This window comes from Curtobacterium sp. ISL-83 (assembly GCF_018613895.1).
In the GTDB taxonomy this organism is placed as follows: Bacteria; Actinomycetota; Actinomycetes; order Actinomycetales; family Microbacteriaceae; genus Curtobacterium.
On the sequence record NZ_JAGGPH010000012.1, the window covers coordinates 232,493 to 256,482 of the forward strand.

A 23,990-nucleotide genomic window follows, 5' to 3' on the forward strand; every position below is an offset into this window, starting at 1 on the left:
CAGAACCGGAGCGTTCGCACAGGACGCACCGACATGATCCAGACAGACCTTCCACGAAAGGGAACAGCAATGGCAAAGCAGACGATCTTCGGTCGCATCTCCTCGCTCCTCCGAGCGAACGTGAACCAGCTCATCGACGACGCGGAAGACCCGCAGATGATGCTCGACCAGCTGGTGCGTGACTACTCGAACAACATCGCGGACGCCAAGACCGCGATCGCGCAGACGATCGGCAACCTCCGGCTGCTCGAGCAGGACCACGAAGAGGACAAGCGCGCCGCCACCGAGTGGGGTCAGAAGGCCGCGAACGCCTCGGCAGCCGCCGACAAGTACCGCGCCGAGGGCAAGTCCGCGGACGCCGACAAGTTCGACAACCTCGCCAAGATCGCGATCGGCAAGCAGATCGCCGCCGAGCAAGAGGTCAAGGACAACGAGGGCCCGCTCGCCACGCAGAACGAGCAGGTCGAGAAGCTGAAGGCCGGCCTCGCGGGCATGGAGCAGAAGCTCGACGAGCTCAAGGCCAAGCGGAACTCGCTCGTCGCCCGGGCCAAGACGGCCGAGGCGCAGACGAAGGTCAACGACGCCCTCGGCAACATCGACATCACCGACCCGACGAGCGACCTCAGCCGCTTCGAGGAGAAGGTCCGCCGCGAGGAAGCCAAGGTCCTCGGACAGCAGGAGCTCCAGTCGTCGAGCCTCGACGCGCAGTTCGAGAGCCTCGAGGACGTCGGCAAGGACGCCGAGGTCGAGGCCCGTCTCGCCGCGCTGAAGAACGGCGGATCGTCGGTCATCTGACCCGACGCTGCGGACGACGTCGGACCCGGCTGACAGACTGACACGATGCAGTTCATCGTCGTCGGTCAGTGGCAGGGTTCGGCGTCGTCGCGCGCGATGCGGCTCGCGGACGGCGCGACCGCGATCGCAGCCGACCTCCCCCGGGCCTCCACCACCTTCGTCGAGGTCCCGGCGGGCGCGGGCGACCGGCTCGAGACCGCGATCGCGCGGTACACCGCGGTCCGATCCGTCGCCGAGCGCGTCGCCGAGGAGACCGCCGTCGCGTCCGACGTCCCGCTCGTCGTGGGCGGGGACGGCTCGAGCGTGCTCGGTGCCACCACCGGGCTCGACCCGGACACCGTCTTCGTGCGGATCGCCGGGTCGAGCGGCTACCGGGCCCTGAACCGTGCGCAGCCCGTCGCCGCCGAGACCGCGGTCCTCCGGGTGCTGGTCGACCGACCCGCCGAGCTGTTCCCGGACCTGCCGATCGTGCGTGCGGACCACGTCGTCGTCGTCGGCACCCGCGGCGTGGACAACGCCGAAGCGGCCGCCCTCCTGCGCGCGGGCATCGCACACCTCGACGTCGACGCCGCCACACCGGCGGCCATCACCGCGGCCATCGCCGCCACCGGCGCCACATCGGTCTTCCTCCACGTCGACCTGGACGTCCTCGACCCGTCCGAGGTCGACGGGCTGCTCGAACCGGTGCCGTTCGGGCTCGACGGCGCCGGGCTCGTCGAACGGATCCAGGCAGCGACCGCCGGACGCCGGCTCGTCGGAGCGGCGCTCACCGGCTTCGCCCCGGTCGACCCCGATCGTGCCGTGGACGACCTCGGCGTGATCCTGCGTGCCGTCGGGGCGATCACGAGCGCAGCACGGACCGTCTGACCCGGTCCGCTGGGTCGCCGGCGCACTGGCCCCGGTCGCCGCGCCCGACCGCATCACCGTCACCGTCCTCATCCCCACCGTCGGCCACTCGGCCGTCGCCCGCACCGCGTACGCTCGTCGCATGACGGACTACGACCTCATCGTGATCGGAGCCGGCGCTGTCGGCGAGAACGTGGCGGACTACGCCCGGAAGCGAGGCCTGACGGTCGCGATCGTGGAGGCCGAGCTCGTCGGCGGGGAGTGCTCCTACTGGGCGTGCATGCCGTCGAAGGCGCTCCTGCGCAGCGGACACGCCCTCGCCGCGGCCGAGCGCCTCGACGGCGCCAAGCAGGCCGTCACGGGCGAGCTCGACGCCGCTCGGGTCCTGGCCCGCCGCAACTCGTTCACCAGCGGGTGGAAGGACGACGGTCAGGTCGCGTGGCTCGACTCCGCCGACATCTCCCTGATCCGCGGACACGCCCGCATCACCGGCGAGAAGACGATCGAGGTCGACGGCAGGACGTACACGGCCGGCGCGATCGCCGTCGTCACGGGCTCCCTCCACACGCTCCCCGACGTGCCGGGGTTGGCCGAGGCCACGCCGTGGGGCACGCGTGAGGCGACGAGCGCGCAGCAGGTGCCCGAGAGCCTCCTGGTCATCGGCGGTGGCGTCTCCGGTTCGGAGCTCGCGACCGCGTGGGCATCGCTCGGGTCGACGGTCACCCTGGTGGCCCGCCACGGTCTGCTCGGTGGCATGGAGCCCTTCGCCGGCGAGCTCGTCGGCCAGGCCATGCGGGACCTCGGCATCGACGTGCGGACCGGGGTCAACCCGACGCGCGTCGACCGTGGCGACGACGGCCTCGTGACCACGACGTTCGACGACGGCACCACTCTCGTCACGAGCGAGGTCCTGGCCGCGACCGGCCGCGCCGCGCACACGCGCGACCTCGGGCTCGAGTCGGTCGGACTCACCCCGGGCGCCTGGCTCGACGTGGACGACACCATGCTCGTCGCCGGCACCGACTGGCTGTACGCGGTCGGCGACGTCAACCACCGCGTGCTGCTCACCCACCAGGGCAAGTACCAGGCGCGCGCTGCCGGTGAAGCCATCGCAGCGCGGTTGCAGGGCACGCCGCTGCACACGGAGCCGTGGGGCGCGCACGTCGCGACCGCCGACCACGCCGCGGTCCCGCAGGTCACCTTCACCGACCCCGAGGTCGCGAGCGTCGGCCTGACCGAGGCGGTCGCCCGCGAGCGCGGTCTGAACGTCCGCGCGGTCGAGTACGAACTGGGCAACGTGGCCGGCGCCTCCCTCCAGGCCGACGGCTACTCCGGCCGCGCGAAGATGGTCGTGGACGAGGACCGGAAGGTCGTCGTCGGGGTCACGTTCGTCGGGCAGGACGTCGCCGAGATGCTGCACGCGGCCACCATCGCGGTCGTCGGCGAGGTCCCGATCGACCGGCTGTGGCACGCGGTCCCCGCGTACCCGACCATGAACGAGATCTGGCTGCGCCTGCTCGAGACGTACGGCCGCCCGGAGTAGTCCGTGCGCAACCCCCTCGTCGACTCCCCCGTGTCGCGGGCCGGCTGGCTGTTCGCGACCGCGGTCGGGCTGGCGATCGGGGTGCCCCTGTCCACCGGCCCGATCCGCGTGGTCGACGGACTCGTCGTCTGCTCCGGGCTCCCGCGGTGGGTGTTCCGCCGCGGGGGCACGTGCGTGGGGTCCGTCTACCTGACGCGGGACAACGACGGCGACCGGGTGCTCCGGCACGAGCGGGTGCACGTCGAGCAGTGGCGACGGTACGGCATGCTCATGCCGCTGCTGTACGCGGTCGCGGGTCGGGACCCGCTCCGGAACCGCTTCGAGGTCGAGGCCGGCTTGGAAGACGGCGGGTACCGCTGACCGGAGGCGCGCGCGGCGACCGAGGTCGCAGGACACGCCGCTGGGTGTGCGCCGAGGTCGGACGACACGCCGTCGGTCGGTCCTCGAGTCGGCAGGATGCGCGACCTCGGCGAGCGTCCCCGGTGATGACGCTTGCCCCCGCGGGATCCGCCGGACGGGAGGCGCGGTGCCGGCCCGCACCGCGCCTCCCGTCCGCCGCCGGGTCGCCGAGCGGGCAGGACACGCCGCAGGTGAGCCGCCGAGTGGGTGGGAACCGTCGGCGGAGGGCGCCGAGGGTGACGAAAAGTGCCCGCTCGGCGGAAGCCGGCGGGGTCGCCGCCGCCAGCAGCTCGGCGGGCCCGCAGCCGCGTCAGGCGGCTCGGCGGCGCGGGACCACCAGCGGCGTGCCCGTCTCGGGGTCCGGGACGACGACGCAGGGCAGGCCGAAGACGTCCTCGACGAGGTCAGCCGTCAGGACCTCGGCCGGGGTGCCCGCCGCGACGATCGCCCCGCCACGCATCGCGATGAGGTGCGTCGCGTACCGGGCCGCCTGGTTCAGGTCGTGCAACACGGCGACGACGGTCCGACCGGCAGCGTGCAGCGTCGACGCGAGTTCGAGCACGTCGTACTGGTGCGCGATGTCCAAGAACGTGGTGGGCTCGTCGAGCAGGACGATGTCGGTCTCCTGCGCGAGCACCATCGCGATCCACACGCGCTGGCGCTGTCCACCGGAGAGCTCGTCGACGCTCCGGTCGGCGAGGTCCGCGGTGTCGGTCTGCTCGAGCGCCGCCTGCACGGCCACCCGGTCCGAGCCGGAGGACGGGTGCAGCAGGTCCTGGTGCGGGAAGCGTCCGCGGGACACCAGGTCACGGACGGTGATCCCGTCGGGCGCGATCGGCGTCTGCGGGAGCATGCCGACCCGTCGGGCGACGGCCTTCGGCCGCTGGGACGCGAGCGGGGTGCCGTCGAGGTACACCGTGCCGGCCGTGGGGCGCAGGGTCCGTGCGAACGCCTTGAGCAGGGTCGACTTGCCACAGGCGTTCGGTCCGACGATCACGGTCAGCTCGCCGTCGGGGACGTCGACGTCGAGGCCGTCCACCACGACACGGTCGTCGTACGCCAGCGTCAGGCCTCGTGCTCCGAGCGCGGTCGTCGGGACGGTGGCGAGCTCCTCGGTCGTGGGACCGGTCAACACTCGGCCTTGCCGCGCCGCCAGTAGCCCATGAACGCGACCTGCTTCCGGTCGAGTCCGACGCCGCGCACCAGGTGGCGGCGGAGCTCCTTGACGCAGCCGGCCTCGCCGGCGATCCAGGCGTAGACGGGACGCTCGGCCGTGACCTCGGGGACGTCCCACAGGACCTGCTGGTCGACGTCCACGTCGGCCAGGTCCGCACCGGCAGCAGGACCGGCACCGCCACCACCGCCGGCACCCGGGGCCGTCCCGGCACGCACGACCGTCGACGCCCACGCGTGCACCTGGTCCGTCATCCGGACGCCGTGCCCCGCGCCGTTCCGGGCGATCCAGCGGACCTCGACCCCGGCCGGCGCGGTCACTGGCAGGCGGTCGGCGTCCGTCGGGACCTCGATGAAGACGTGCCCGACCGTCGTGACGTCCAGGGCCTCGAGGATGGCGCAGATCGCGGGTGCGGCGGTCTCGTCACCGGCGAGCAGGATCCGGTTCGCGGACCCCGGCGCGAACTCGGCGGCGCCGTCCGGGAGCTCCGCCGGCGACTCCGGCACGCGGGGTCCGACGATGCGGAGCTCGTCGCCGACGCGGCAGGACGAGACCCAGCGTGACGCCGGGCCGGTGTCGCCGTGGGCGGCGAAGTCGATGTCCAGTTCCTGCGCGTCCGGGCGGAAGGACCGCACGGTGTAGGTGCGGAGCGGGTTCCGGGTCGCGTCGGGCAGCGCGCGCCAGGCGGTGTACCAGTCCTCGCCGTCGGGCAGGTCGGAGAAACCGTGACCCTCGATCGGCAGCACGAGCTTGATCCGCTGGTCGAGTCCGACCGCGGAGAACTCCGCCAGGGCCGCTCCGCGCAGCGTGACCCGCACGAACGCCGGGGTCAGCGGTGTGACCGCCGCTACGCGAACGGGGAACACACGGTACCGAGCTGCCACGGGTCCGAGTATGGCATGCCTTACCTAAGACGACCAGGGTCCCGAGCGGTGCGAGGATCGTCCCCGTGCTCGATCCCGACGACGAATTCGCCGACCTGCCCGCCCTCGTCCGCGCGAGCGGCGTGACGGAGCCGCTCCGCGCCTCCAGGCAGCACGTCCGCACCGCGGACGGACAGGAGATCGCCGCGATCCGGTGGGACGCGCCGGACGGTGGGGAGGCGCGGATCACCTACCTGCACGGGCTCGGTATCGACGCACACAGTTTCGACCAGACCGCGCTCGCCGTGGGCGAGCCGGCGGTCGCGATCGACCTGCCCGGGCACGGCCGGTCGTCGTGGCGGGACGACGCCGACTACGCGGCGGCCGTCACGGCACCGGACGTCCTCGCGGCGCTCGACGCCCTCCGGGTGCCACCGGGTCTGGTCGTCGGGCACTCGCTCGGGGCGATCCTGTCAGCGCGGCTCGCCGCCCTCGCCCCGGAACGGGTGACGGGCCTGGTGCTCGTCGACATGTCGCCGGACTTCGCCCAGCGCGCGGTGGACCGCATCGCCCGGGCGCTCGAGGCCGAGGAACCCTTCACGTCCCTCGACGAGGTCGTGGACCGGGCCGTCGAGGCGCGGGTCGGTGACGACCGCGAGGTGCTCCTCCGGGAGGCGCGGCACACGACCCGACTCGGTGCCGACGGGCGACTCGTGCGACGCCACCACTTCCCGCACCTGCCCGCGGGCCGGACGTCGTCGGTGGGCCGGTTCGCCGACGCCTGGCCGGACCTCGAGGCGCTCGACGTCCCGATCTTGCTCGTCCGGGGCGACCGCGGCTACGTGTCGCCGAAGCTCCACGCGGGCTTCGCCGAACGGCTGCCGCAGGCGCGCATCGTGACGGTCGAGGCGCGGCACGCCGTCCAGGCCCAGGCTCCGCTCGAACTCGCCCGTGCGATCCGGGCATGGGGCGAGGCCCACGGATTGTTGCACCGGGACGACAAACCGATGTCGACGGGCCCCGGCCGCCGGTAACCTCGTTCGAGCGCCGCGCGACGACCGTCGCCACCCAGCGCCCGGAAGGAACCACAACCCATGAGTCCGCTCCTCCCCCGCCGCACCCCCCGACCGACCCGGGGTCGCACGGCGACGGGCCGCTCGGTCCTGGCCGCCACCGCGGTCGCCGTGGTGGCCGCGCTCGCGCTGACCGGCTGCACCGGGTCGTCGTCCGACCAGAAGGGTGGCACCGACGCCACCGTCCGGGTGGGACTCGTCCTCGAACCGACCAGCCTGGACATCCGCACCCAGTCGGGCGCCGCGCTCGACCAGGTGCTCATCGACAACGTCTACCAGGGCCTGGTCGGCCGGACGGCGACGGGGAGCATCCACGACGTGCTGGCGTCCTCGCACCAGGTGTCGTCGGACGGGCTCACCTACACGTTCACGCTGCGGAAGGGCATCACCTTCCAGGACCGGAAGCCGGTCACCGCCGCCGACGTCGTGTGGTCGCTGCAGCAGGTCAAGTCGAACGCCTCGTACGTCGACTCCCCGACGCTCGCGAACGTGTCGTCCATCACCACCCCGTCGGACGGGACCGTCCTGCTGAAGCTCGCGAAGCCGGACTCCGACCTGCTCTGGAACCTGACGGGCCGGGCCGGGCTCGTGCTCGAGCGGGCCGCGAAGAACGACCTGTCCGACTCCGCGAACGGGACCGGGCCGTACGAGCTCTCGAGCTGGAAGCAGGGCGACTCCCTGACGTTCGTCCGGAACGACCACTACTGGGGGACCAAGGCCAAGGTCGGCAAGGTCGTCTTCCGCTACATCACGCAGCCGTCCACGGCCGTGAACGCGATGGCGAACGGCGACCTGGACGTGCAGACCGCGGTCGACGGCACGCTCAAGAGCCAGCTGCAGGGCAACGCCGACATCGCCCTGCACACCGGGAAGACCACGGACAAGTACACGCTGGCGTTCAACGACCAGAAGGCACCGTTCACGGACAAGCGCGTCCGGCAGGCGATCCGGCAGGCGATCGACCCGAAGGCGATCATCAAGGCGATCGGTGGCACCGGTGTCCCGCAGGGCGGTCCGATCCCGGAGCTCGACCCCGGGTACCAGGACCTGACCGCGATCGACGCCTACGACCCCGCGAACGCGAAGAAGCTGCTGGCCGCGGCCGGCAAGCCGAGGCTCAGCCTCACCCTCACGTACCCGAACATCTACTCGCAGACGATCGGCGACGTGCTGACGTCCCAGCTCGCCGACGTCGGCATCACGTTGACGGTCAAGCGCGTCGACTTCGCCACGTGGCTGTCGCAGGTGTTCGAAGGGCCCAAGTCCGGCAAGCGGGACTTCGACATGTCGATGGTGAACCACGTCGAGTCGCGGGACTTCGGCAACTGGGCCAACCCGAAGTACTACTTCGGGTACGACAACCCGCAGGTGCAGGCGCTCTACGCGAAGTCCGTCGCCGCGACGAACCAGTCCGACAAGGACGCCGCCCTGCAGCAGGCCGCGAAGATCGTGAGCGAGGACGCCGCCGGTGAGTGGCTCTACACCGCGACGTCGATCACGGCGGTGCGGAAGGGCGTGACGGGGGTGCCGTTCGACGGCACGAACTCCCGTCTGGACCTGTCGAAGCTCGCGGTCAAGTGACCCGGTCGGTCGTCGACGGCCCCGGAGCGGATCCCGCACCCGTAGCATCGGACACGTGACCCGGTTCCTCGTCGGGCGACTGCTGCTGCTCGTCGTCGGTCTGCTCGTGGCGAGCATCATCATCTTCGCCACCCTGCGGGTGCTCCCCGGCGACGTCGCCCAGATCGTCGCCGGCACCCAGGCGTCCCCGACGCAGGTCGCCGCACTCCGGCAGCAGCTCGGTCTGGACCGGCCCGTCGTGGTGCAGTACCTCGACTGGATCGGCGGCGTGTTCCGCGGTGACCTCGGTCGTTCGCTCGTCACCGACGGGCAGGTCGCGCCCGAGATCGCCCAGAAGCTCGGCGTGACGCTGCCGCTCGCCGGGATGTCACTCGTCGCCGCGCTCGTCGTGGGGGTCCCGCTCGGGGTGCTCGCCGCCGTGCTCCGCCGCCGACCGGGCGGAGCGGTCATCACGTTCGTCGCGCAGGCGGTGGCCGCCGTGCCCGTCGTGTGGGCCGGCATGCTGATGGTCGCGCTCTTCGCGGTGACGCTGCACTGGCTGCCGACGCAGGGGTTCCCGCTCGACGGCTGGGGCGAGCCCGGGCGGGCGTTCGCCTCGCTCGTCCTGCCCGCGCTCACGATCGGCGCGGTCGAGGGCGCCGTGATCCTCCGCTTCACACGTTCCGCGACGCTCAGCGTGCTCGATGCGGACCACGTGCGGACCGCCGCAGCGATCGGCCTCACCCGCACGCAGGCCCGCGTCCGCCACGGCCTGCCCTCGGTCGCGCTGACCGTGCTCGCGGTGCTCGGGGTGCAGATCGCGGGGCTGCTCGTCGGAGCGGTCGTCGTCGAGCAGCTGTTCTCGCTGCCCGGGGTCGGGCGGATGCTCGTGACGGACGTCGGACGCCGGGACATCACGAAGGTGCAGTCCGAGCTCCTCGTCCTGACCGGGCTCGTGCTGCTGGTCGGCTTCGCGGTGGACGTCGTGCACCGCACGCTCGACCCTCGCCAGCGGGAGGTGAGCGAGTGATGCGGTTCGCCCAGCGCCTCGTCGCCCGCCCCACCGGCGTCTTCGCCGTGGTGGTGCTCGGGCTGCTCGTCGTCCTCGCGGTGGTCTCCCTGTTCTGGACCCCCGAGAACCCGTTCCGCACCGACCCGTTCCACCAGTGGGAGTCCCCGAGCGCCGCGCACTGGTTCGGGACCGACGCCTCTGGTCGTGACATCGCCAGCTACCTGCTCGCGGGCACCCGCACGACCGTCGTGGTGGCGGTCGGCTCCGGGGTGATCGCGAGCGTCGTCGGCATCGTCCTCACCGCGATCGGCTCGCTCACCGCGCGCTGGGTGCGGGAGGGCACGGCCGTGCTGCTCGACATCCTGGTGGCGTTCCCGACCCTGCTCATCGCGATGCTCCTCACCGCCATCACCGGCGGGTCCCTCGGCGTCGTGATCGTCAGCGTCGGGCTGAGCTTCGGCGTGACGATCGCCCGGGTCGCCCGCGGGGAGATCCGCCGCATCGCCCGGAGTGACTACGTCCTGGCCGCGCGGGCGTCCGGCGTCGGCGGGACCGGCGTGCTCGTCCGGCACCTGGTGCCGAACGCGGCGCCGCTGTTCACCGTGCAGCTGTCGCTCGCGATGGCGACGGCCGTGCTCGCCGAGGCGGGGTTGTCGTTCCTCGGCTACGGCGCCGGATCGGGGACCGCGTCCTGGGGCAGCATGCTGGCGGACCTGCAGACGTACATCGGCGTCCACCCGTGGAGTGCGACGTGGCCGGGAGCGGCGATCGCCCTGGTCGTCGCGGCGCTGTCCCTGCTCGGGGACGCGGTCCGGGACGCGTCCGACCCGCGGCTGACGACGAACGACTCGGCGGATGCGGCGACCAGCGCTGGCTCCGTCGGCGCTGGCTCGGCGGACCCGACCGCACCGGGGGTGACGGCATGACCGGCTCGACGCCCGCGACCCCGCCCGTGCCCCCGTCCCAGGACCAAGGCTTGGACCCGGCCCACGCTGCCGCGCCCCGAGGCCTCGAGGTCCGCGACCTGACCGTCCGCATCACGGGGCGGACGGTACTCGACCACGTGACGTTCACCGTGCCTCCCGGCCGCCGCGTCGGCTTGATCGGGGCCTCCGGTTCCGGCAAGTCCATGACCGCACTCGCCCTGATGGGTCTCGAGCCCGCCGGGGCGCACGTCGACGGCAGCATCCGGATCGACGGCGCCGAGCTCGTGGGCCTGCCGGACCGAGCGCGCGCGCGGTACCGGGGGGCGCGGATCGGCATGGTCTTCCAGGAGCCCGGCACCGCTCTCGACCCGCTGCGACGCGTCGGGGCGCAGATCGCCGAACCGTTGCGGCTGCACCGGGGCCTCGAGCGCCGGGCCGCTGCCGCAGCCGCCCAGGAGCTCGCGGTCGCCGTCGGCCTGCCCGACCCGGGGTCGCTGCTCCGGCAGTACCCGCACCAGCTGTCCGGTGGCCAGCGGCAGCGGATCTCGATCGCGATGGCGATGGCGGGCTCCCCCGACCTGCTGGTCGCGGACGAGCCGACGACGGCGCTCGACGTGACGACGCAGGCGCGGATCCTCGACCTGTTCGAGCAGCTGTCCACCTCGACCGGGAGCGGCATGTTGTTCGTGACGCACGACCTCGCCGTCCTCGCGCGGATCGCCGACGAGGTCGTCGTGCTCGACGCCGGACGGGTCGTCGAGCAGGGTTCGGTCGCGTCCCTCTTGGCCGCACCCCAACACCCCGCGACGGTCGCCCTGGTGGACGCCGCCCGCGCCACGACCAGGAGGACGTCGTGATCCCCGAAGCGAACGCCCAGCCGCTCCTGCAGGGCACCGGGCTGCACCGGACCTACCGGCTCCCCCGCCGTGGTCCCTTCGAACCCGGGCCGGTGCGGACCGCCGTCGACGGCGTCGACCTGACGGTCGCCGCCGGTGCACGCCTGGGCATCGTCGGGGAGTCCGGGTCCGGCAAGTCGACGCTGGTCCGCCTGCTCGCCGGTCTGGAGGCTCCTTCCGCCGGGACGGTGACCGCCTCCGGTCGACGGGTGGTCGCCGCCGGCACCGCGACCGGTTCGGCCGCCGCGATGCGGTGGTTCCGCCGGGAGACCGGCGTGGTCTTCCAGGACCCGTACGCGTCACTCGATCCCCGGATGCGTGTCGGGGCGATCGTCGCGGAACCCCTGCGCGCGCTCCGGATCCCGGGGTCGCACGAGTCCCTGGTCGCGGACGTGCTGGCTCGGGTCGACCTGCCGCCGGACGCGGTCGACCGGTACCCGCACGAGTTCTCCGGTGGGCAGCGGCAGCGGATCGCGATCGCCCGGGCCGTGGTGCACTCGCCGCGGATCCTGTTCGGGGACGAGCCGATGAGTGCCCTGGACGTCGTGGTCCGTGCCCGCGTGATCGAGCTGTTCCGGACGCTGGCGGACGACCTCGGGCTGACGCTCGTGCTGGTGTCGCACGACATCGGCGTGGTGCAGCGGCTGTGCGACACCGTGGCGGTGATGTCCGCGGGGCGGATCGTCGAGCACGGGCCCGTGTCGTTGCTCGACGCGCCGACGCACCCGGTGACGCGGGCGCTCGTGGAGGCGGCGCCGACGTTGCCGTGAGGCGCGGGGCAGGGGCGGGGCGTGCCTCCCGGCTGTCCCACGCTGTCGCACGACGACCGCGACGTCGCATCGCCACGGCGGCCGCGCCGCCCGGCCCCAGCCGGGCGAGCGCCCTACGCCGTGCCCGCGGCCGCCCCCCGCGGCGGCTCAGCAGCGACCACGACCGTTGACGACACGTCCAAGTCGACGTCGACGTGCACGAGTTCACCGGGCACGATCGCGCGCCAACCGGGCTCGCCGTCCAGCTGTTCGCTCGCCACGACGACCGAGGGGTGATCCGCGAGCGTCGGAGATCCCGCCGCCAGGTGGCTCCCCGCGACGGTGAGCGCACCGCCGGACTCGCCGCCGGCGGGCCGCTCGAGCACGAACAGCGTGTCGGTCGCCGGGTACCGGAACGCCCACACGTCGGTCGCCGTCGTCATCACGAAGTTCAGCGACACGATCGACACGTTCCCGGTCATCCACGCGACGGCGTCCGTGACGCCGGCTGCGACGTCGCCGCCCCGCCTGGCGATCGACGCCGTGACGAGCGCGAAGTACCGCTCGCTGTCGGTGTCGCCCTGCACGAGCCGCGTCGCCTCCAGCTCGGCGAGCCGGGCGTCCAGCGTCGGCAGGTCACCGAACGCGCCGTTGTGGGCGAAGAGCCGCCCCTCCTGCTCGAACGGGTGGGTGTTCACCATCGACAACGCGCCGGTGCTCGCGTGCCGGACGTGCGCGACGAACGTGGTTCCGGTGAGGCGGTGGGCATCGGTGGCGAAGTCGGGGTCGTCCCATGCTGGACGTGGCGCCTTGTCGACCGTGGCCACCGGCTCGGCGGCCGGCTCGGCGCCCGGTTCAGCGCCCGGTTCGGCGCGCGGCGGGGCGCCCGGCGCGGCGCCCGGCGCGTACGACCAGGCGCCGATCCCGAAACCGTCCGGGTTGCGGTGGCTCTGCGACTCCAGGCTGTCGGGCGCGTCGAGCAGCCAGAACGACGCGTCGACCGTCTGCCGTCCGGCGTGCAGCCCGAAGAGGCGGCACACGGCTCAGGACCCCAGGTGGGCGATCGCGACCCGCGCGGTCGCCGTGTGGTCGAACGTGCTCCCCTCGGCGGGCGTGAGGGACCGCGACGGCGGTCGGTCGTCGAGCTTCGCGAGCGCCTGCCGGAGGTCGGCCAGGACGAGGTCGGCCAGGTCGAGGCTGACGCCGTGCCGCACGACGATGCGCTGGACCGTGACCTCCTGCTGGTCCGGGGGCAGCGTGTACGCGGGCACGAGCCAGCCCCGCGTCCTGAGCTCCTCGGCGAGGTCGAAGAGCGTGAACGGGTGATCGCCCGGCATCGTCCAGGTCACCGCGGGGATGCCCTTCTCGGCGGAGCCGTCGTGGAGGACCTCGAAGTGGCCGAGTGACGCGATCTCCTGAGCGATGTGCGCCGCGACCGCGTACGTCGCCGACTGCACCTTCGTGAAGCCCTCGCGCCCGAGGCGGACGAAGTTGTAGTAGGAGGCGATCACCTGGCCGCCCGGGCGCGAGAAGTTCAGCCCGAAGGTCGGCATGCTCCCGCCGAGGTAGTTCACGTCGAACACGAGCTCGTCCGGCAGGTCGGTCTCCTCCCGCCAGATCACCCAGCCGACACCGATCGGCGCGAGCCCGGTCTTGTGTCCGGAGGCGTTGATCGACTTCACGCGCGGCAGGCGGAAGTCCCAGACGACGTCCGGGGCGCAGAACGGCGCCACGAACCCGCCGGATGCGGCATCGACGTGGATGTCGACGCTCTGCCCGGTGCGTGCCTCCAGGTCGTCGAGCGCGTCGCTGATCGCCTGGACGTCCTCGAACAGGCCGGTGAACGTCTGACCGAGCGTGACGACGACACCGATCGTGTTCTCGTCGATCCGCTCGAGCACCTGCTCCGGCGTGAGCGTGTAGCCGGGACCCATCGGCGCCTGCCGCAACTCGACGTCGAAGTACCGCGCGAACTTCTCCCAGCAGACCTGCACGGGGCCGCTCACCAGGTTGGGCACGGCGGGCTCCGTGTGCCCCGCGGCCTGGCGCTTCGCCTTCCAGCGCCACTTCGCGGCGAGCCCGGCGAGCATCGCGGCCTCGCTCGACCCGGTCGTCGAGGTGCCGCGCGTCGTCGCGGCGTTCGGCGCGTGGAACAGGTCGGCCAGCATGTGCACGCACCGTGACTCGAGCTCGGCGGTCTGCGGGTACTCGTCCTTGTCGACGATGTTCTTGTCGATCGACTCCGCCATCAGCGCGTGCACCTCGGGTTCGGCCCAGGTGGTGCAGAACGTGGCGAGGTTCATCCGCGCCACACCGTCGAGCAGGAGTTCGTCGTGCACCAGCTGGTAGCTGTCACGCGCGGATTGCTCGTGCGCCGGGAAGCGCAGCTTCGGGGCGCGACGCCGGAGCGGGCTGCCGGAGAAGGTGTCGTCGAGATCGTCGTCGGTCATGCGCCGATCCTGCTCCCCCCACCTGCGGTCCAGGACGGGCCACCGGCACGATCAGGCGGTCCGGGACGTCACATCCCGGCCGTCCAGGCGGCCGGGTGCCGCCGCTGCCAACGGAGGCGCCGTTCGAGCTGGGCACCGATCGCGAGCAGGACGCGCTCCCCGCCTGGCCGCCCGATGAGCTGCACGCCCATGGGCAGCCCGGCACCGTCCGGGTGGTCCTCCGCCGTGACGGCCACCGGCAACGTGATCGCCGGGAGCCCCGCGACGTTCACCATCGACGTCCACGGCGAGTACGCGCACTGCCTGCGGAAGTCCTCATCCGGGTCGTCCCCGTACCAGCCGATCGGCCGGGGGGTCAGCGCGAGCGTCGGCGTGAGGACTGCGTCGAACCGGCCGAACGCGCTGATCAACGACGACGAGAACACGTCGAGCGCCGCCATCGCATCGAGCACCTGCGTCCCGCTCAGGGCCCGCCCCCGCTCGACGAGCCACCGCACCAGCGGCGTCAACGCACTGAGGTCGATGCCCGGCACCTGCGGCAGGCGCGCAGCCGAGGACTCCCACGCCACCCGGAACGCCTCCGCGTACGGCGTGCGCGGCACGGCGACGTCCTCGATCCCGTGCCCGACCTCGCCGAGCACCCGGATCGCGGTGTCGACGGCGGCTCGGGCTGCGGGGTCGACCACGACGTCGACCGTGTCGTCCCACGGCGAGCCCTCGAGCACACCGATCACGAACCGCCCCTCGCCCCGCACCGCCGCCGCGGTGAACGGGCCGTCGCCGACGTCGGGCGCGACGAGCGCGTACGGCGCGGGCTCCGGCAGCCCGGTCGGCGCGACGAGGGCATCGAGGAACATGCCGGCGTCCGCGACGTTCCGGGTGAGCGGCCCGGCGACGCTCAACCCGCCGACGCCCGACCGACCGGGCATCGACGGCACACGGCCCCGACTCGGCTTCAGCCCCACCAGCCCGGTCGCGGCGGCGGGGATGCGCACCGACCCGCCGCCGTCGGACCCGACAGCCGCGGGCAGCAGCCCGGCGGCGACGGCCACCGCTGCACCGCTCGACGACCCACCCGGCGCCAGGTCGGTGCCGTACGGGTTCCGCGTCACGCCGAGCCGCGTCTCCGACGACGACGACATCCCGAACTCGGGCGAAGCCGTCTTGCCGAGACTCACGGCACCCGCCGCGTCGAGTGCAGCCACCAGCGGGTGGTCGGCCGTCGCCGGCCGCGCCGGCAGCGCGGCGGTCCCGCTCCGCGTCGGCACGCCCGCTCGGTCGTACAGGTCCTTGTCACCGGTCGGGAGGCCCCACAGCGGTCGGGACGTCGGCACCAGGTCGCCGAGATGACTGGCCCGGTCGCGTGCGGCGTCCGCGGTGACCGTCACGAAGGCGCCGAGACCAGGGTCGAGGCGGGCGATGCGGGCCAGGTAGTGCTCGGTCACCTCGAGCGCGGTCACCTCGCCCCGACGGACCCAGTCCCAGAGTTCCTGTGCGGAGAGGTGGTGGAGTTCGAACACGCTCCGAGCCTAGGACCGTCGCCCGACCCCGTGGACGTCAGCGGCCGTCCGTCCGGTCCAGGCGACGGCTCGTCATCCCGCGAGCGAGCGGATCCACTCCCCGATGCGCGGGACCGCTGCCGCGAACGCCGCCGACCCCGGGCGGTCGAGGAACGCGTGCACGCTCCCGGGGAGTACATCTCGGTCGACCGTGACGCCGCACGCTCCGAGATCGGCCGCGAACCGATCGGCGGACGCTCGCATCGCATCCCGCTCCGCATCGAGCATGAGCGTCCTCGGGAACCCGCCAAGCGGACCGTCGCCGGCGAAGGCCTCGGTGGCACGCCCGGCGTAGCTCCGGTTCGCCAGGTCGAGCATCGCCGGCGCGTGCGTGACCCGCCGGTGCCCACGGACCGGGTGACGGACACCGGGGCCGCGGGGAAGCACGCGATGGAAGAAGCCGTAGGCCAGGACGGCGCCGCGCGGAGGGGCTCCGGCGCGTGCCAACGCTGCGGCGGCCCCCGCCGCCAGACACGCCCCAGCGCTCGCCCCGCCGACGACGACACCGGCAGACGCGCGTGCGCCGACACTCTCGTACGCTGCGAGGACGTCATCGTGCGCCTGGGGGAACCGCCGCCGACCCTCGGGTCCGCGGCGGCCGACCCACGGCAGGCCGGGCAGGGGCGCGAGCCGGTACTGCACGGTGCTGACCGACACGCCGGACCCGGCCACGGCGAGCGCGACGGCATGCGACTCAGGTTGGTCGAGTCCTCCGGCGAAGAAGCCGCCGCCGTGCAACCACACCAGACTGGGCACGTCCGTCCCACGAAGCCGGGCGGGAGGCTCGTAGTCGCGGACGACGACCGGCCCGGTCAACGCGTCGACCGTTCGATCCGCGAACCGCACTCCAGCTCCGTCGCCCACTACATCCCCCATGGCCCGCACTCTCGCAGGTCCGTTCGGAGCGGCCGCAGCCCGATCTCCACAGGTCCCGTCCGTGTCCGTCACCCGAACATCTCCGTCACTCGAACATCTCCGCGAGCGCCGCGTGTGCATTGCCCTCGACGACGTGCGCCGAACGCTGCTCGGGCCAGTGTGTCGTGTCGTCGTCCGGCCAGCACGGCACGACGTGGAAGTGCAGGTGCCGGACGCTCTGCCCGGCGTCGGCACCCGATGCCTGGAGCAGCACCGTCCCGGTCGCGCCGAGCGCTGCTCGCTGCGCCCTCGCCACGCGCTGCGCGAGCGCGGTCGTCGCGGCGAGCGCGACCGGACGCGCCCGCAGCAGGTCGTCGGTGTGCTCGACCGGCACGACGAGGGTGTGACCGGGAGCGAGGGCCGAGGCCGGCAGCGGCGCGAAGGCGACCGCGTGCTCGTCGCGCTCGACCCAGACCGCTGGTTCGTCCCCGGCGATGATGCGGCAGAAGACGCACGGTTCCATGCCCGCCATCCTGCCGCAGGGCGGAACGGGGCGGGTCCGGCAGATGGGACGATGGGTGCATGACCGCCACGCTCGTCGCCAAGGGCCTCGCCGGCGGCTACGCCGCACGCACACTCTTCGACTCCCTCGACCTGACGGTCGCACCCGGGGACGTCATCGGCCTGGTCGGGGTGAACGGCGCCGGCAAGTCGACGCTGCTCCGCCTCCTCGCCGGCGTGGACGAGCCGCTGGCCGGCACCGTGACGACCGCTCCGGCGGACGCGTTCATCGGGTGGCTGCCGCAGGAGCACGAGCGCATCGACGGCGAGACGGTCGCGCAGTACATCGCGCGCCGCACCGGCTGCGCCGAGGCGACGACGACGATGGACAACGCAGCGGCTGCGCTCGGGGACCCCGGTGCTGGTGACGCCGAGGCCGACCGGTACTCCGTCGCGCTCGACCGGTGGTTGGCGTCGGGAGCCGCCGACCTGGACGAGCGGATCCCGGTCGTGCTCGCCGACCTCGGGCTCGTCGTGACGGCCGATGCCGACGGCGTGGGTCCCGACTCCCTGATGACGGCGCTGTCGGGCGGGCAGGTCGCCCGCGTCGGGCTGGCCGCGCTCCTGCTCTCGCGCTTCGACGTCGTGCTGCTCGACGAACCCACGAACGACCTGGACCTCGACGGTCTCGACCGGCTGGAGCAGTTCGTGCACGGACTCCGGGGCGGAGTGGTCCTGGTCAGCCACGACCGCGAGTTCCTGGCCCGATCCGTGACGGCCGTCCTCGAGCTCGACCTCGCCCAGTCCTCGCACCGGCTGTTCGGCGGCGGCTACGACTCCTTCCTCGAGGAGCGCGAGATCGCCCGGCAGCACAAGCGGGACGCGTACGACGAGTTCGCCTCCACGAAGGCCGACCTGGTCTCGCGCGCCCGGACCCAGCGGGAGTGGTCGAGCCAGGGTGTCCGGAACGCCATGAAGAAGAACCCGGACAACGACAAGATCCGCCGCCGTGCCGCCAGCGAGTCGAGCGAGAAGCAGGCGCAGAAGGTGCGGCAGATGGAGTCGCGCATCGCGCGACTCGACGAGGTCGACGAACCGCGGAAGGAGTGGCAGCTGGAGTTCACCATCGGAGCCGCGCCACGGTCCTCCGCGGTCGTCTCGACGCTCGCGAACGCGACCTTCACGCAGGGCGACTTCACGCTCGGCCCGGTGTCGCTGCAGGTCGACGGTGGCGACCGGATCGGCATCACCGGGCCGAACGGCGCGGGCAAGTCGACGCTGCTGCGTGCCCTGCTCGGCACGCAGGCACCGACGACCGGCACGGCGTCGCTCGGGTCGAGCGTCGCGGTCGGCGAGATCGACCAGGCCCGCGCAGCGTTCAGCGGTGACCAGCCGGTGGCGGACGCGTTCGAGTCCCTCGTCCCGGAGTACACCACCGCCGAGGTCCGCACCCTGCTCGCGAAGTTCGGCCTGAAGGCCGACCACGTCGGCCGTCCGGCGTCCGCGCTCTCCCCCGGTGAGCGAACCCGTGCCGGTCTGGCGCTCCTCCAGGCCCGCGGGGTGAACGTCCTGGTCCTCGACGAGCCGACGAACCACCTGGACCTGGCAGCGATCGAGCAGCTCGAGCAGGCGCTCGACTCGTACGACGGCACGCTCCTGCTCGTCACGCACGACCGGCGGATGCTCGAGACGGTGCGGCTGGACCGGCAGTGGCGGGTCGAGGGCGGGCGGGTCACCGAGCGCTGACCGCGGCGAGCCGGACGCGCTGACGGCCCGACCGCTCCTCAGCGCGAGCGTGCGGGCGTACCAGCGCTCGGCCGCTGAACGCCCCGTCGAGCAGTCGGCGCGCGCAGGGAACGGACGACGAGGACGACCGTCACGGCCAGCGCCGCCACCGAGAACAGCGACCACAGCACCGCGGGGACGGGTCCCACCGGCCAGAGGATCCAGCCGGGGGCGAGGAAGGTCGCGAGACCCCAGGGTGCGCCGGCGACGAAGATCCTCCCCGGCGGGTTCCACCCCGCAGAGGACAACCGCGCCCACACGTCGGTCCACGGCGACGGTCGGACCGGCAGCAGGGACATCGCCACCGTCCCCGTGACCGTCACGGGGCCGATCGTCCCGCGGGCCTGGCGGGTGCCGCTCAGCCGCTCGGCGCGGTAGGACGGCCGCAGCGAGCGGACGACGTAGGTCCAGGCGAGCACGGCCAGTGGAACGGACGCCAACGGCAGCACGACCTGCGCCCACCCCAGCAACGCGACCCAGATCAGCGCGATGACGATGAGCTCGAGGGTGACCACGACGACGTCGACGTCGTCGAAGAACCTCGACGGTTCCCACCCGGAGGACCACAGCCCGACGAGCAACGCACCCGAGAGCGCGATCATCGTGACGGACAGCGCACTCCACACGAGCGCCACCAGCAGGTACCCGAACGGCCGGAGGATCAGGGCGACGACGTTCGGCGTGGATGGTGAGGAAGGCACAGTTCATCCTGGCGCAGGGGCCGGACCGCGTTCAAGACGCGATTCCGCTCTCCGCGTCGACGGGACGGGGACCACGGTGCGGCCAGTCGGCCATCGGACGGGAGGCGCGGTGCCAGCGGGTGTGGCGCCTCCCGTCCGACGTCCACCACCGTCGCGACGGCGTCGGTGACCGTGACCGTGCCGGACGGCAGTCGGTCAGCAGGCGGTAGCCGCGCGGCGGCGGCGCGCCGCGGCCCGCAGCGAACCGACTCGGGCCGGATCTGGTGGACTGGTGCGGGGAGGCAGGACATGCAACGCAGGACCTGGGGCATCACGGGGGCGGTGGTCGGCGTCGTCGCCGTGGCGGGCGTGGCGATCGGGACGGCCCTGGCCGCGGCGCCGCCGGATCCGAGCCCGACGCACTCGACGGCGGTCGCCGCACCAGCACCGAGCCCATCGGCGACACGGGTGCTGGCGGCGGTACCGCCCGCGCCGAGCAGCGCAGCACTCGCGGCGCTCCCCCTCGCGTTCCACGACGCAGTGATCCCCCAGCTGCTCGACGGCGACCACGCCCATCCGCGCGCCGAGTGGACCATCGCGACGCCGCGGAGCCCGCTCGTGGCGCTGTACGCCGCCCCGGCCGCCACGGCGCGTCCGGTCGCCACGCTGTCGTCGACCGTGTCGACCGTCAACCTGCCGGCGGCGACGGCGGTCTGGGGTCGGTCGCCCGGTGTCGACGGCGGGATGATCCTGGTGTCCACCCCCGCGCGGAACCGCACACCGGGCGACGGCGGCGACGCCACGGCTCCGAGCGCGACGTTCGCGTGGGCACGCGCTCGGGACTTCACCCTCGCAGCGACCGACCGCATGGTCCGTGTCGACGTCGCGGCGAGCACCGTGTCGATCGTCACGAAGGCCGGCGCGGTCACGGCGACCGAACCGGCGCGGCTCGGCACGCCGGACGACCCGACCCCGTCCGCGACGGCGACGTACGTCGAGGCCTCGTACGTGGACACCCGTGTCGCGTACACGCACGGGAACCCGATCATCCTGACGGGGGCGCACTCGTCCCGCATCCCGTCCTACGGCGGCAACGCCGCGTTGACCGCGATGCACTTCTACCCGGACCCGACGGGCAGCTCGCACGGCTGCGTCCGGATCTCGGCCGCGATGACCCGGACCCTCGCCGCGCTGCCCGTCGGGACCGCGATCCAGTTCACCTAGGCCCGTCGTCCCCGGCGACGGAGCGGGAGCGTCACCGGGGTCGGCCGGACCCGCCCTGCTGTGGAGACCCGCCCGGTTGCGGCAGGAGGCCGAGCCGGTCGATGACCTCGGCGCTCTCGTCCTCCGGGGTGCGGTCGGCCGCGATGGTGATGGCGGCCTCGTCGGCCTGCGGCGGCTCGAGGGTCGCGAGCTGTGACGTCAGCAACGACGTCGGCATGAAGTGCCCGGTCCGGACCAACATCCGGCCCTCGATGAGCGATCCGTCCCCGGCGACGTGCACGAACACCACACCGGGAGCGCGGAGCACGTCCCGGTAGGAGCGCTTCAGCGCCGAGCAGGTCACCACACCGGGCCTGCCGGAGGCCAGGTGCTCCCCGATCCATGCGGCGACGACGTCGAGCCACGGCCAGCGGTCCTCGTCGGTGAGCGCGGTACCCGCGTGCATCTTGTCGACGTTCGCCTGCGGGTGCATCGCATCGCCCTCGGCGAAGTCCCACCCGAGCCGCTCGGCCACCATCGCGGCGACGGTGGACTTGCCGGACCCGGAGACGCCCATCACCACGAGGACGCGGGCGTCGAGCACCGGCACCTCCGGATCCGTTCCATTCGGCGCGCCGGTCATCGGATGAAGATCCCGGCGATGAGCACACCCGCCAGACCGAGCACGGAGATCAGGCACTCGAGCACCGTCCAGGTCTTGAACGTCTGCCCGACCGTCGTGTTGAGGTACCCCTTCACCAGCCAGAAGCCGGCGTCGTTGACGTGCGACAGGAACACCGACCCGGCGCCGATGGCCAGGACGAGCAACGAGACCACGGGCGTGGACAGGTCGTGGGCGATCGGCGCCATGATGCCCGCGGCGGTCACCGTGGCGACGGTCGCCGACCCGGTCGCGACCCGGACGAGCGCGGAGACGATCCAGGCCACCAGCAGCACCGAGATCCCGGAGTCCTTCACGGCGTCGGCGATCACGCCACCGATCCCGGTGTCGATGAGCACCTGCTTGAACCCACCTCCGGCGCCGACGATGAGCAGCACGCCGGCCACGGGCGGCAGCGCACTCTCGAGGGACTTCGCGACCGCGGACCGGTCCATGCCGCCGCCGATCGCGAAGAACACCATGGCGTAGAGCGCCGCGATGCCGATGGCGATCATCGGGGTGCCGAGGAAGTCGAGCAGGCCGACCCAGACGCCGGCCGCGTCGGGCACGGTCGCCTCGCGGACGGCCTGGGCGAGCATGAGGACGACCGGCAGCAGGATGCCGATCAGCGCGATGCCGAACGACGGGCTGCGCGGCTCGCTGATGACGCGGGTGAAGTCGCTCTTGCCGTGGGGCAGGGAGGCGGTGTCCTGCGTGGCGGGGACGCGCCGCGCCTCCCGTCCGCTGGCGGCGGGGTCCTGCGGGCCGGACCGGTCCGATCCACGCGACCCGAAGAGATCCGGGGCCGGGATGTCGACCCAGCGGGCCGCGAAGCGGCTGAAGACCGGACCGGCGAGGATGATCACCGGGATGGCGAGGACGATGCCGAACGCAAGGGTCAGTCCGAGGTTCGCGCCGACCGTGCTGATCGCGACGAGCGGGCCGGGGTGCGGGGGCACGAAGGCGTGCATCGTCGACAGGCCGACGAGTGCGGGGACGGCGATGCGCATGATGGGGGCCCCGCTGCGCCGGGCGACCAGGACGATGATCGGGATGAGCAGGACCAGGCCGACCTCGAAGAACATCGGCAGACCGATGAGCGCGCCGATCAGGGCCATCGTCCACGGCAGTGCCGCCTTCGAGGACCGGCGGACCAGGGTGTCGACGACCCGGTCCGCGGCACCGGAGTCGACGAGCATCTTGCCGAACATCGACCCGAGGCCGACCAGGATGCCGACGCTCGTCATGGTCGCCCCGAAGCCGGTGCCGAAGCTCGTGACGGCCTGCGTGGGACCGAGACCGGCACCGATGCCGACGCCGAGCGCGCCGATCGTCAGGGCGACGAAGGGGTGCACCTTGAGCCAGGTGATCAGGACGATGATCACGACGACGCCGAGGAGCGCCGCGATGACCAGTTGCGGGACCGACCCCGAGGGGTGGACGGTCGGGGTCGCGGCTGCGAGCACCGAGGTGTGGTCCGGGAGCGCGTGAGGCATCTGTGCCCCTTCCTGGAGCCGCTGCCTCGCGGCTCCGTCGCCTTGCGTCGTGGTCGGTGGTGCTCGGGGAACACCACCGGAATAATCTGATTAATAAGACTATACGACGATCCCCCGCGCGGCATCCACCCTGCAGGGCAGTCTGCCGATTCGATGGGATCCGCGTCACACCCGGGGCGTCATCCGTACTGCATGGAGGAACACGATGCCGATCGAACGCGGCCTGCACGGGCGACTGCTCGAGACGCTCGGCCAGCGGATCGTCGACGGCGAGCTGCCGGTCGGGTCCGTCGTCCGGCCGGAGATCGTCGCCGAGGAGTCGGGGGTCTCCCGCTCCGTCGTCCGCGAGGCGCTGCGGGTACTGCAGTCCCTCGGGCTCGTCGAACCCCGGCAGCGCGTCGGGACCCAGGTGCTCGGCATCGGGTCGTGGGAGCTGCTCGCGCCCACCGTCATCCGGTGGCGCGGGGCCTCGCCGGCGTACTTCGTGCAGCAGCGGGAACTGCTCGAACTGCGGCTCGGGGTCGAGCCCGTGGCGGCGTCGCTCGGCGCCGGGGGCAGCGGCGCGCCGGCGGTCGAACTCGCGGCGCGCGACATGACGGCGGCGTGTGCGTCCGAGGACAGTCGCGCCTACCTCGAGGCCGACGTTCGCTTCCACCGGGCTCTGCTGTCGGCATCGGGCAACGCCGTGTTCACGCACTTCGCCGGGACCGTCGAGGCGCTGCTCCGGACCCGGACCTCGGAGTCGCGGGACACCATCACGGGGTGGACGCGGGCGGCGGCGGCACGGCATGAGGCAGTCGCTGCGGCGATGGTGGCCGGGGAGCCGGGAGTGGCGGCAGCTGCGGCGTCCGAGCTGGTGCGGGTGACGCGGGACGAGTTCATCGCCGAGGCGCCGGCGGGCTGACGCGCGGGCGCGGCGGGCGCGACACGCCCGGGCGAGGGCGCCGAGCGGGCGCAACACGCC

At 72.9% G+C, this 23,990-nt stretch carries 23 protein-coding genes; 13 read left to right on the forward strand and 10 right to left on the reverse strand.

Annotation, left to right across the window (positions count from 1 at the left end; translation table 11 throughout):
• Window positions 1-69: 69 nt before the first annotated feature.
• The 4 genes from J7E22_RS12460 (at window position 70) to J7E22_RS12475 (ending at window position 3,544) form a co-directional block, all read left to right on the forward strand.
• Window positions 70-795 (forward strand): PspA/IM30 family protein, encoded by a 726-nt coding sequence (locus J7E22_RS12460; protein WP_214982037.1) that lies wholly within the window; start codon window positions 70-72, stop codon window positions 793-795.
• A gap of 45 nt (window positions 796-840) precedes the next feature.
• Window positions 841-1,662 carry an arginase family protein gene (locus J7E22_RS12465; protein ID WP_214982038.1) on the forward strand — a complete coding sequence of 274 codons (822 nt, stop codon included), beginning with the start codon at window positions 841-843 and terminating at the stop codon, window positions 1,660-1,662.
• Window positions 1,663-1,783: 121 nt separating this feature from the next.
• Complete coding sequence (locus tag J7E22_RS12470; RefSeq protein ID WP_214982039.1) at window positions 1,784-3,184, forward strand: NAD(P)/FAD-dependent oxidoreductase; 1,401 nt, start codon at window positions 1,784-1,786, stop codon at window positions 3,182-3,184.
• A 3-nt stretch (window positions 3,185-3,187) separates the two neighbouring features.
• Window positions 3,188-3,544 (forward strand): Fe-S oxidoreductase, encoded by a 357-nt coding sequence (locus J7E22_RS12475; protein ID WP_214982040.1) that lies wholly within the window; start codon window positions 3,188-3,190, stop codon window positions 3,542-3,544.
• Window positions 3,545-3,893: 349 nt separating this feature from the next.
• Here J7E22_RS12475 and J7E22_RS12480 read toward each other — a convergent pair whose 3' ends face one another.
• The gene (locus J7E22_RS12480; RefSeq protein ID WP_214982041.1) at window positions 3,894-4,715 is read right to left on the reverse strand and encodes an ABC transporter ATP-binding protein; all 822 of its coding nucleotides are present in this window, start codon (window positions 4,713-4,715) and stop codon (window positions 3,894-3,896) included.
• Window positions 4,712-5,641, reverse strand: a complete 930-nt coding sequence (locus J7E22_RS18275; protein WP_308159241.1) for a siderophore-interacting protein — start codon at window positions 5,639-5,641, stop codon at window positions 4,712-4,714. Before J7E22_RS18275 ends, J7E22_RS12480 begins: the two co-directional genes overlap by 4 nt.
• Window positions 5,642-5,706: 65 nt before the next feature.
• Here J7E22_RS18275 and J7E22_RS12490 point away from each other — a divergent pair, with 65 nt between their 5' ends.
• From J7E22_RS12490 to J7E22_RS12515, 6 genes are read left to right on the forward strand one after another with little or no spacing between them, the layout of a single operon-like run.
• A complete protein-coding gene (locus J7E22_RS12490; protein ID WP_214982042.1) occupies window positions 5,707-6,654 on the forward strand; it encodes an alpha/beta fold hydrolase in 948 nt (315 codons plus the stop codon).
• Window positions 6,655-6,714: 60 nt separating this feature from the next.
• A complete protein-coding gene (locus J7E22_RS12495) occupies window positions 6,715-8,274 on the forward strand; it encodes an ABC transporter substrate-binding protein (protein WP_214982043.1) in 1,560 nt (519 codons plus the stop codon).
• Between the two features lie 55 nt (window positions 8,275-8,329).
• Window positions 8,330-9,283 (forward strand): ABC transporter permease, encoded by a 954-nt coding sequence (locus J7E22_RS12500; protein WP_214982044.1) that lies wholly within the window; start codon window positions 8,330-8,332, stop codon window positions 9,281-9,283.
• Window positions 9,283-10,191: an ABC transporter permease gene (locus J7E22_RS12505; RefSeq protein WP_251009045.1), complete on the forward strand. Its 909-nt coding sequence runs from the start codon at window positions 9,283-9,285 to the stop codon at window positions 10,189-10,191. Before J7E22_RS12500 ends, J7E22_RS12505 begins: the two co-directional genes overlap by 1 nt.
• Window positions 10,188-11,048 (forward strand): ABC transporter ATP-binding protein, encoded by an 861-nt coding sequence (locus tag J7E22_RS12510; protein ID WP_214982045.1) that lies wholly within the window; start codon window positions 10,188-10,190, stop codon window positions 11,046-11,048. The genes J7E22_RS12505 and J7E22_RS12510 overlap by 4 nt, the downstream gene beginning before the upstream one ends.
• Window positions 11,048-11,857 (forward strand): ABC transporter ATP-binding protein, encoded by an 810-nt coding sequence (locus J7E22_RS12515; protein WP_214982098.1) that lies wholly within the window; start codon window positions 11,048-11,050, stop codon window positions 11,855-11,857. The genes J7E22_RS12510 and J7E22_RS12515 overlap by 1 nt, the downstream gene beginning before the upstream one ends.
• Window positions 11,858-11,970: 113 nt before the next feature.
• Here J7E22_RS12515 and J7E22_RS17665 read toward each other — a convergent pair whose 3' ends face one another.
• The 5 genes from J7E22_RS17665 to J7E22_RS12540 all read right to left on the reverse strand — a co-directional run bounded on the left by J7E22_RS17665 (window position 11,971) and on the right by J7E22_RS12540 (window position 17,223).
• Window positions 11,971-12,876 (reverse strand): class II glutamine amidotransferase, encoded by a 906-nt coding sequence (locus J7E22_RS17665; RefSeq protein ID WP_214982046.1) that lies wholly within the window; start codon window positions 12,874-12,876, stop codon window positions 11,971-11,973.
• A gap of 3 nt (window positions 12,877-12,879) precedes the next feature.
• Window positions 12,880-14,286: a glutamate decarboxylase gene (locus J7E22_RS12525; RefSeq protein WP_214982047.1), complete on the reverse strand. Its 1,407-nt coding sequence runs from the start codon at window positions 14,284-14,286 to the stop codon at window positions 12,880-12,882.
• Window positions 14,287-14,354: 68 nt separating this feature from the next.
• Complete coding sequence (locus J7E22_RS12530) at window positions 14,355-15,806, reverse strand: amidase (RefSeq protein WP_214982048.1); 1,452 nt, start codon at window positions 15,804-15,806, stop codon at window positions 14,355-14,357.
• A 72-nt stretch (window positions 15,807-15,878) separates the two neighbouring features.
• Window positions 15,879-16,661, reverse strand: a complete 783-nt coding sequence (locus J7E22_RS12535) for an alpha/beta hydrolase fold domain-containing protein (RefSeq protein ID WP_214982049.1) — start codon at window positions 16,659-16,661, stop codon at window positions 15,879-15,881.
• Between the two features lie 145 nt (window positions 16,662-16,806).
• Window positions 16,807-17,223 (reverse strand): HIT family protein, encoded by a 417-nt coding sequence (locus J7E22_RS12540; RefSeq protein ID WP_251009046.1) that lies wholly within the window; start codon window positions 17,221-17,223, stop codon window positions 16,807-16,809.
• A 59-nt stretch (window positions 17,224-17,282) separates the two neighbouring features.
• Between J7E22_RS12540 and J7E22_RS12545 the strand changes: the two genes are divergently transcribed.
• Complete coding sequence (locus J7E22_RS12545; RefSeq protein WP_214982051.1) at window positions 17,283-18,947, forward strand: ABC-F family ATP-binding cassette domain-containing protein; 1,665 nt, start codon at window positions 17,283-17,285, stop codon at window positions 18,945-18,947.
• Between the two features lie 38 nt (window positions 18,948-18,985).
• On the opposite strand, the gene J7E22_RS12550 is transcribed toward J7E22_RS12545, so the two are convergent.
• Window positions 18,986-19,687 (reverse strand): hypothetical protein, encoded by a 702-nt coding sequence (locus J7E22_RS12550; protein ID WP_214982052.1) that lies wholly within the window; start codon window positions 19,685-19,687, stop codon window positions 18,986-18,988.
• A 288-nt stretch (window positions 19,688-19,975) separates the two neighbouring features.
• On the opposite strand from J7E22_RS12550, the gene J7E22_RS12555 reads away from it, so the two are divergent.
• Window positions 19,976-20,890, forward strand: coding sequence for a L,D-transpeptidase (locus J7E22_RS12555; RefSeq protein WP_214982053.1), 915 nt, complete (start codon window positions 19,976-19,978; stop codon window positions 20,888-20,890).
• A 31-nt stretch (window positions 20,891-20,921) separates the two neighbouring features.
• Here J7E22_RS12555 and J7E22_RS12560 read toward each other — a convergent pair whose 3' ends face one another.
• Complete coding sequence (locus J7E22_RS12560; protein ID WP_214982054.1) at window positions 20,922-21,512, reverse strand: gluconokinase; 591 nt, start codon at window positions 21,510-21,512, stop codon at window positions 20,922-20,924.
• Window positions 21,509-23,026, reverse strand: coding sequence for a GntP family permease (locus J7E22_RS12565; protein WP_214982055.1), 1,518 nt, complete (start codon window positions 23,024-23,026; stop codon window positions 21,509-21,511). The genes J7E22_RS12560 and J7E22_RS12565 overlap by 4 nt, the downstream gene beginning before the upstream one ends.
• Window positions 23,027-23,231: 205 nt before the next feature.
• On the opposite strand from J7E22_RS12565, the gene J7E22_RS12570 reads away from it, so the two are divergent.
• A complete protein-coding gene (locus J7E22_RS12570) occupies window positions 23,232-23,930 on the forward strand; it encodes a FadR/GntR family transcriptional regulator (RefSeq protein WP_214982056.1) in 699 nt (232 codons plus the stop codon).
• Window positions 23,931-23,990 lie beyond the last annotated feature (60 nt).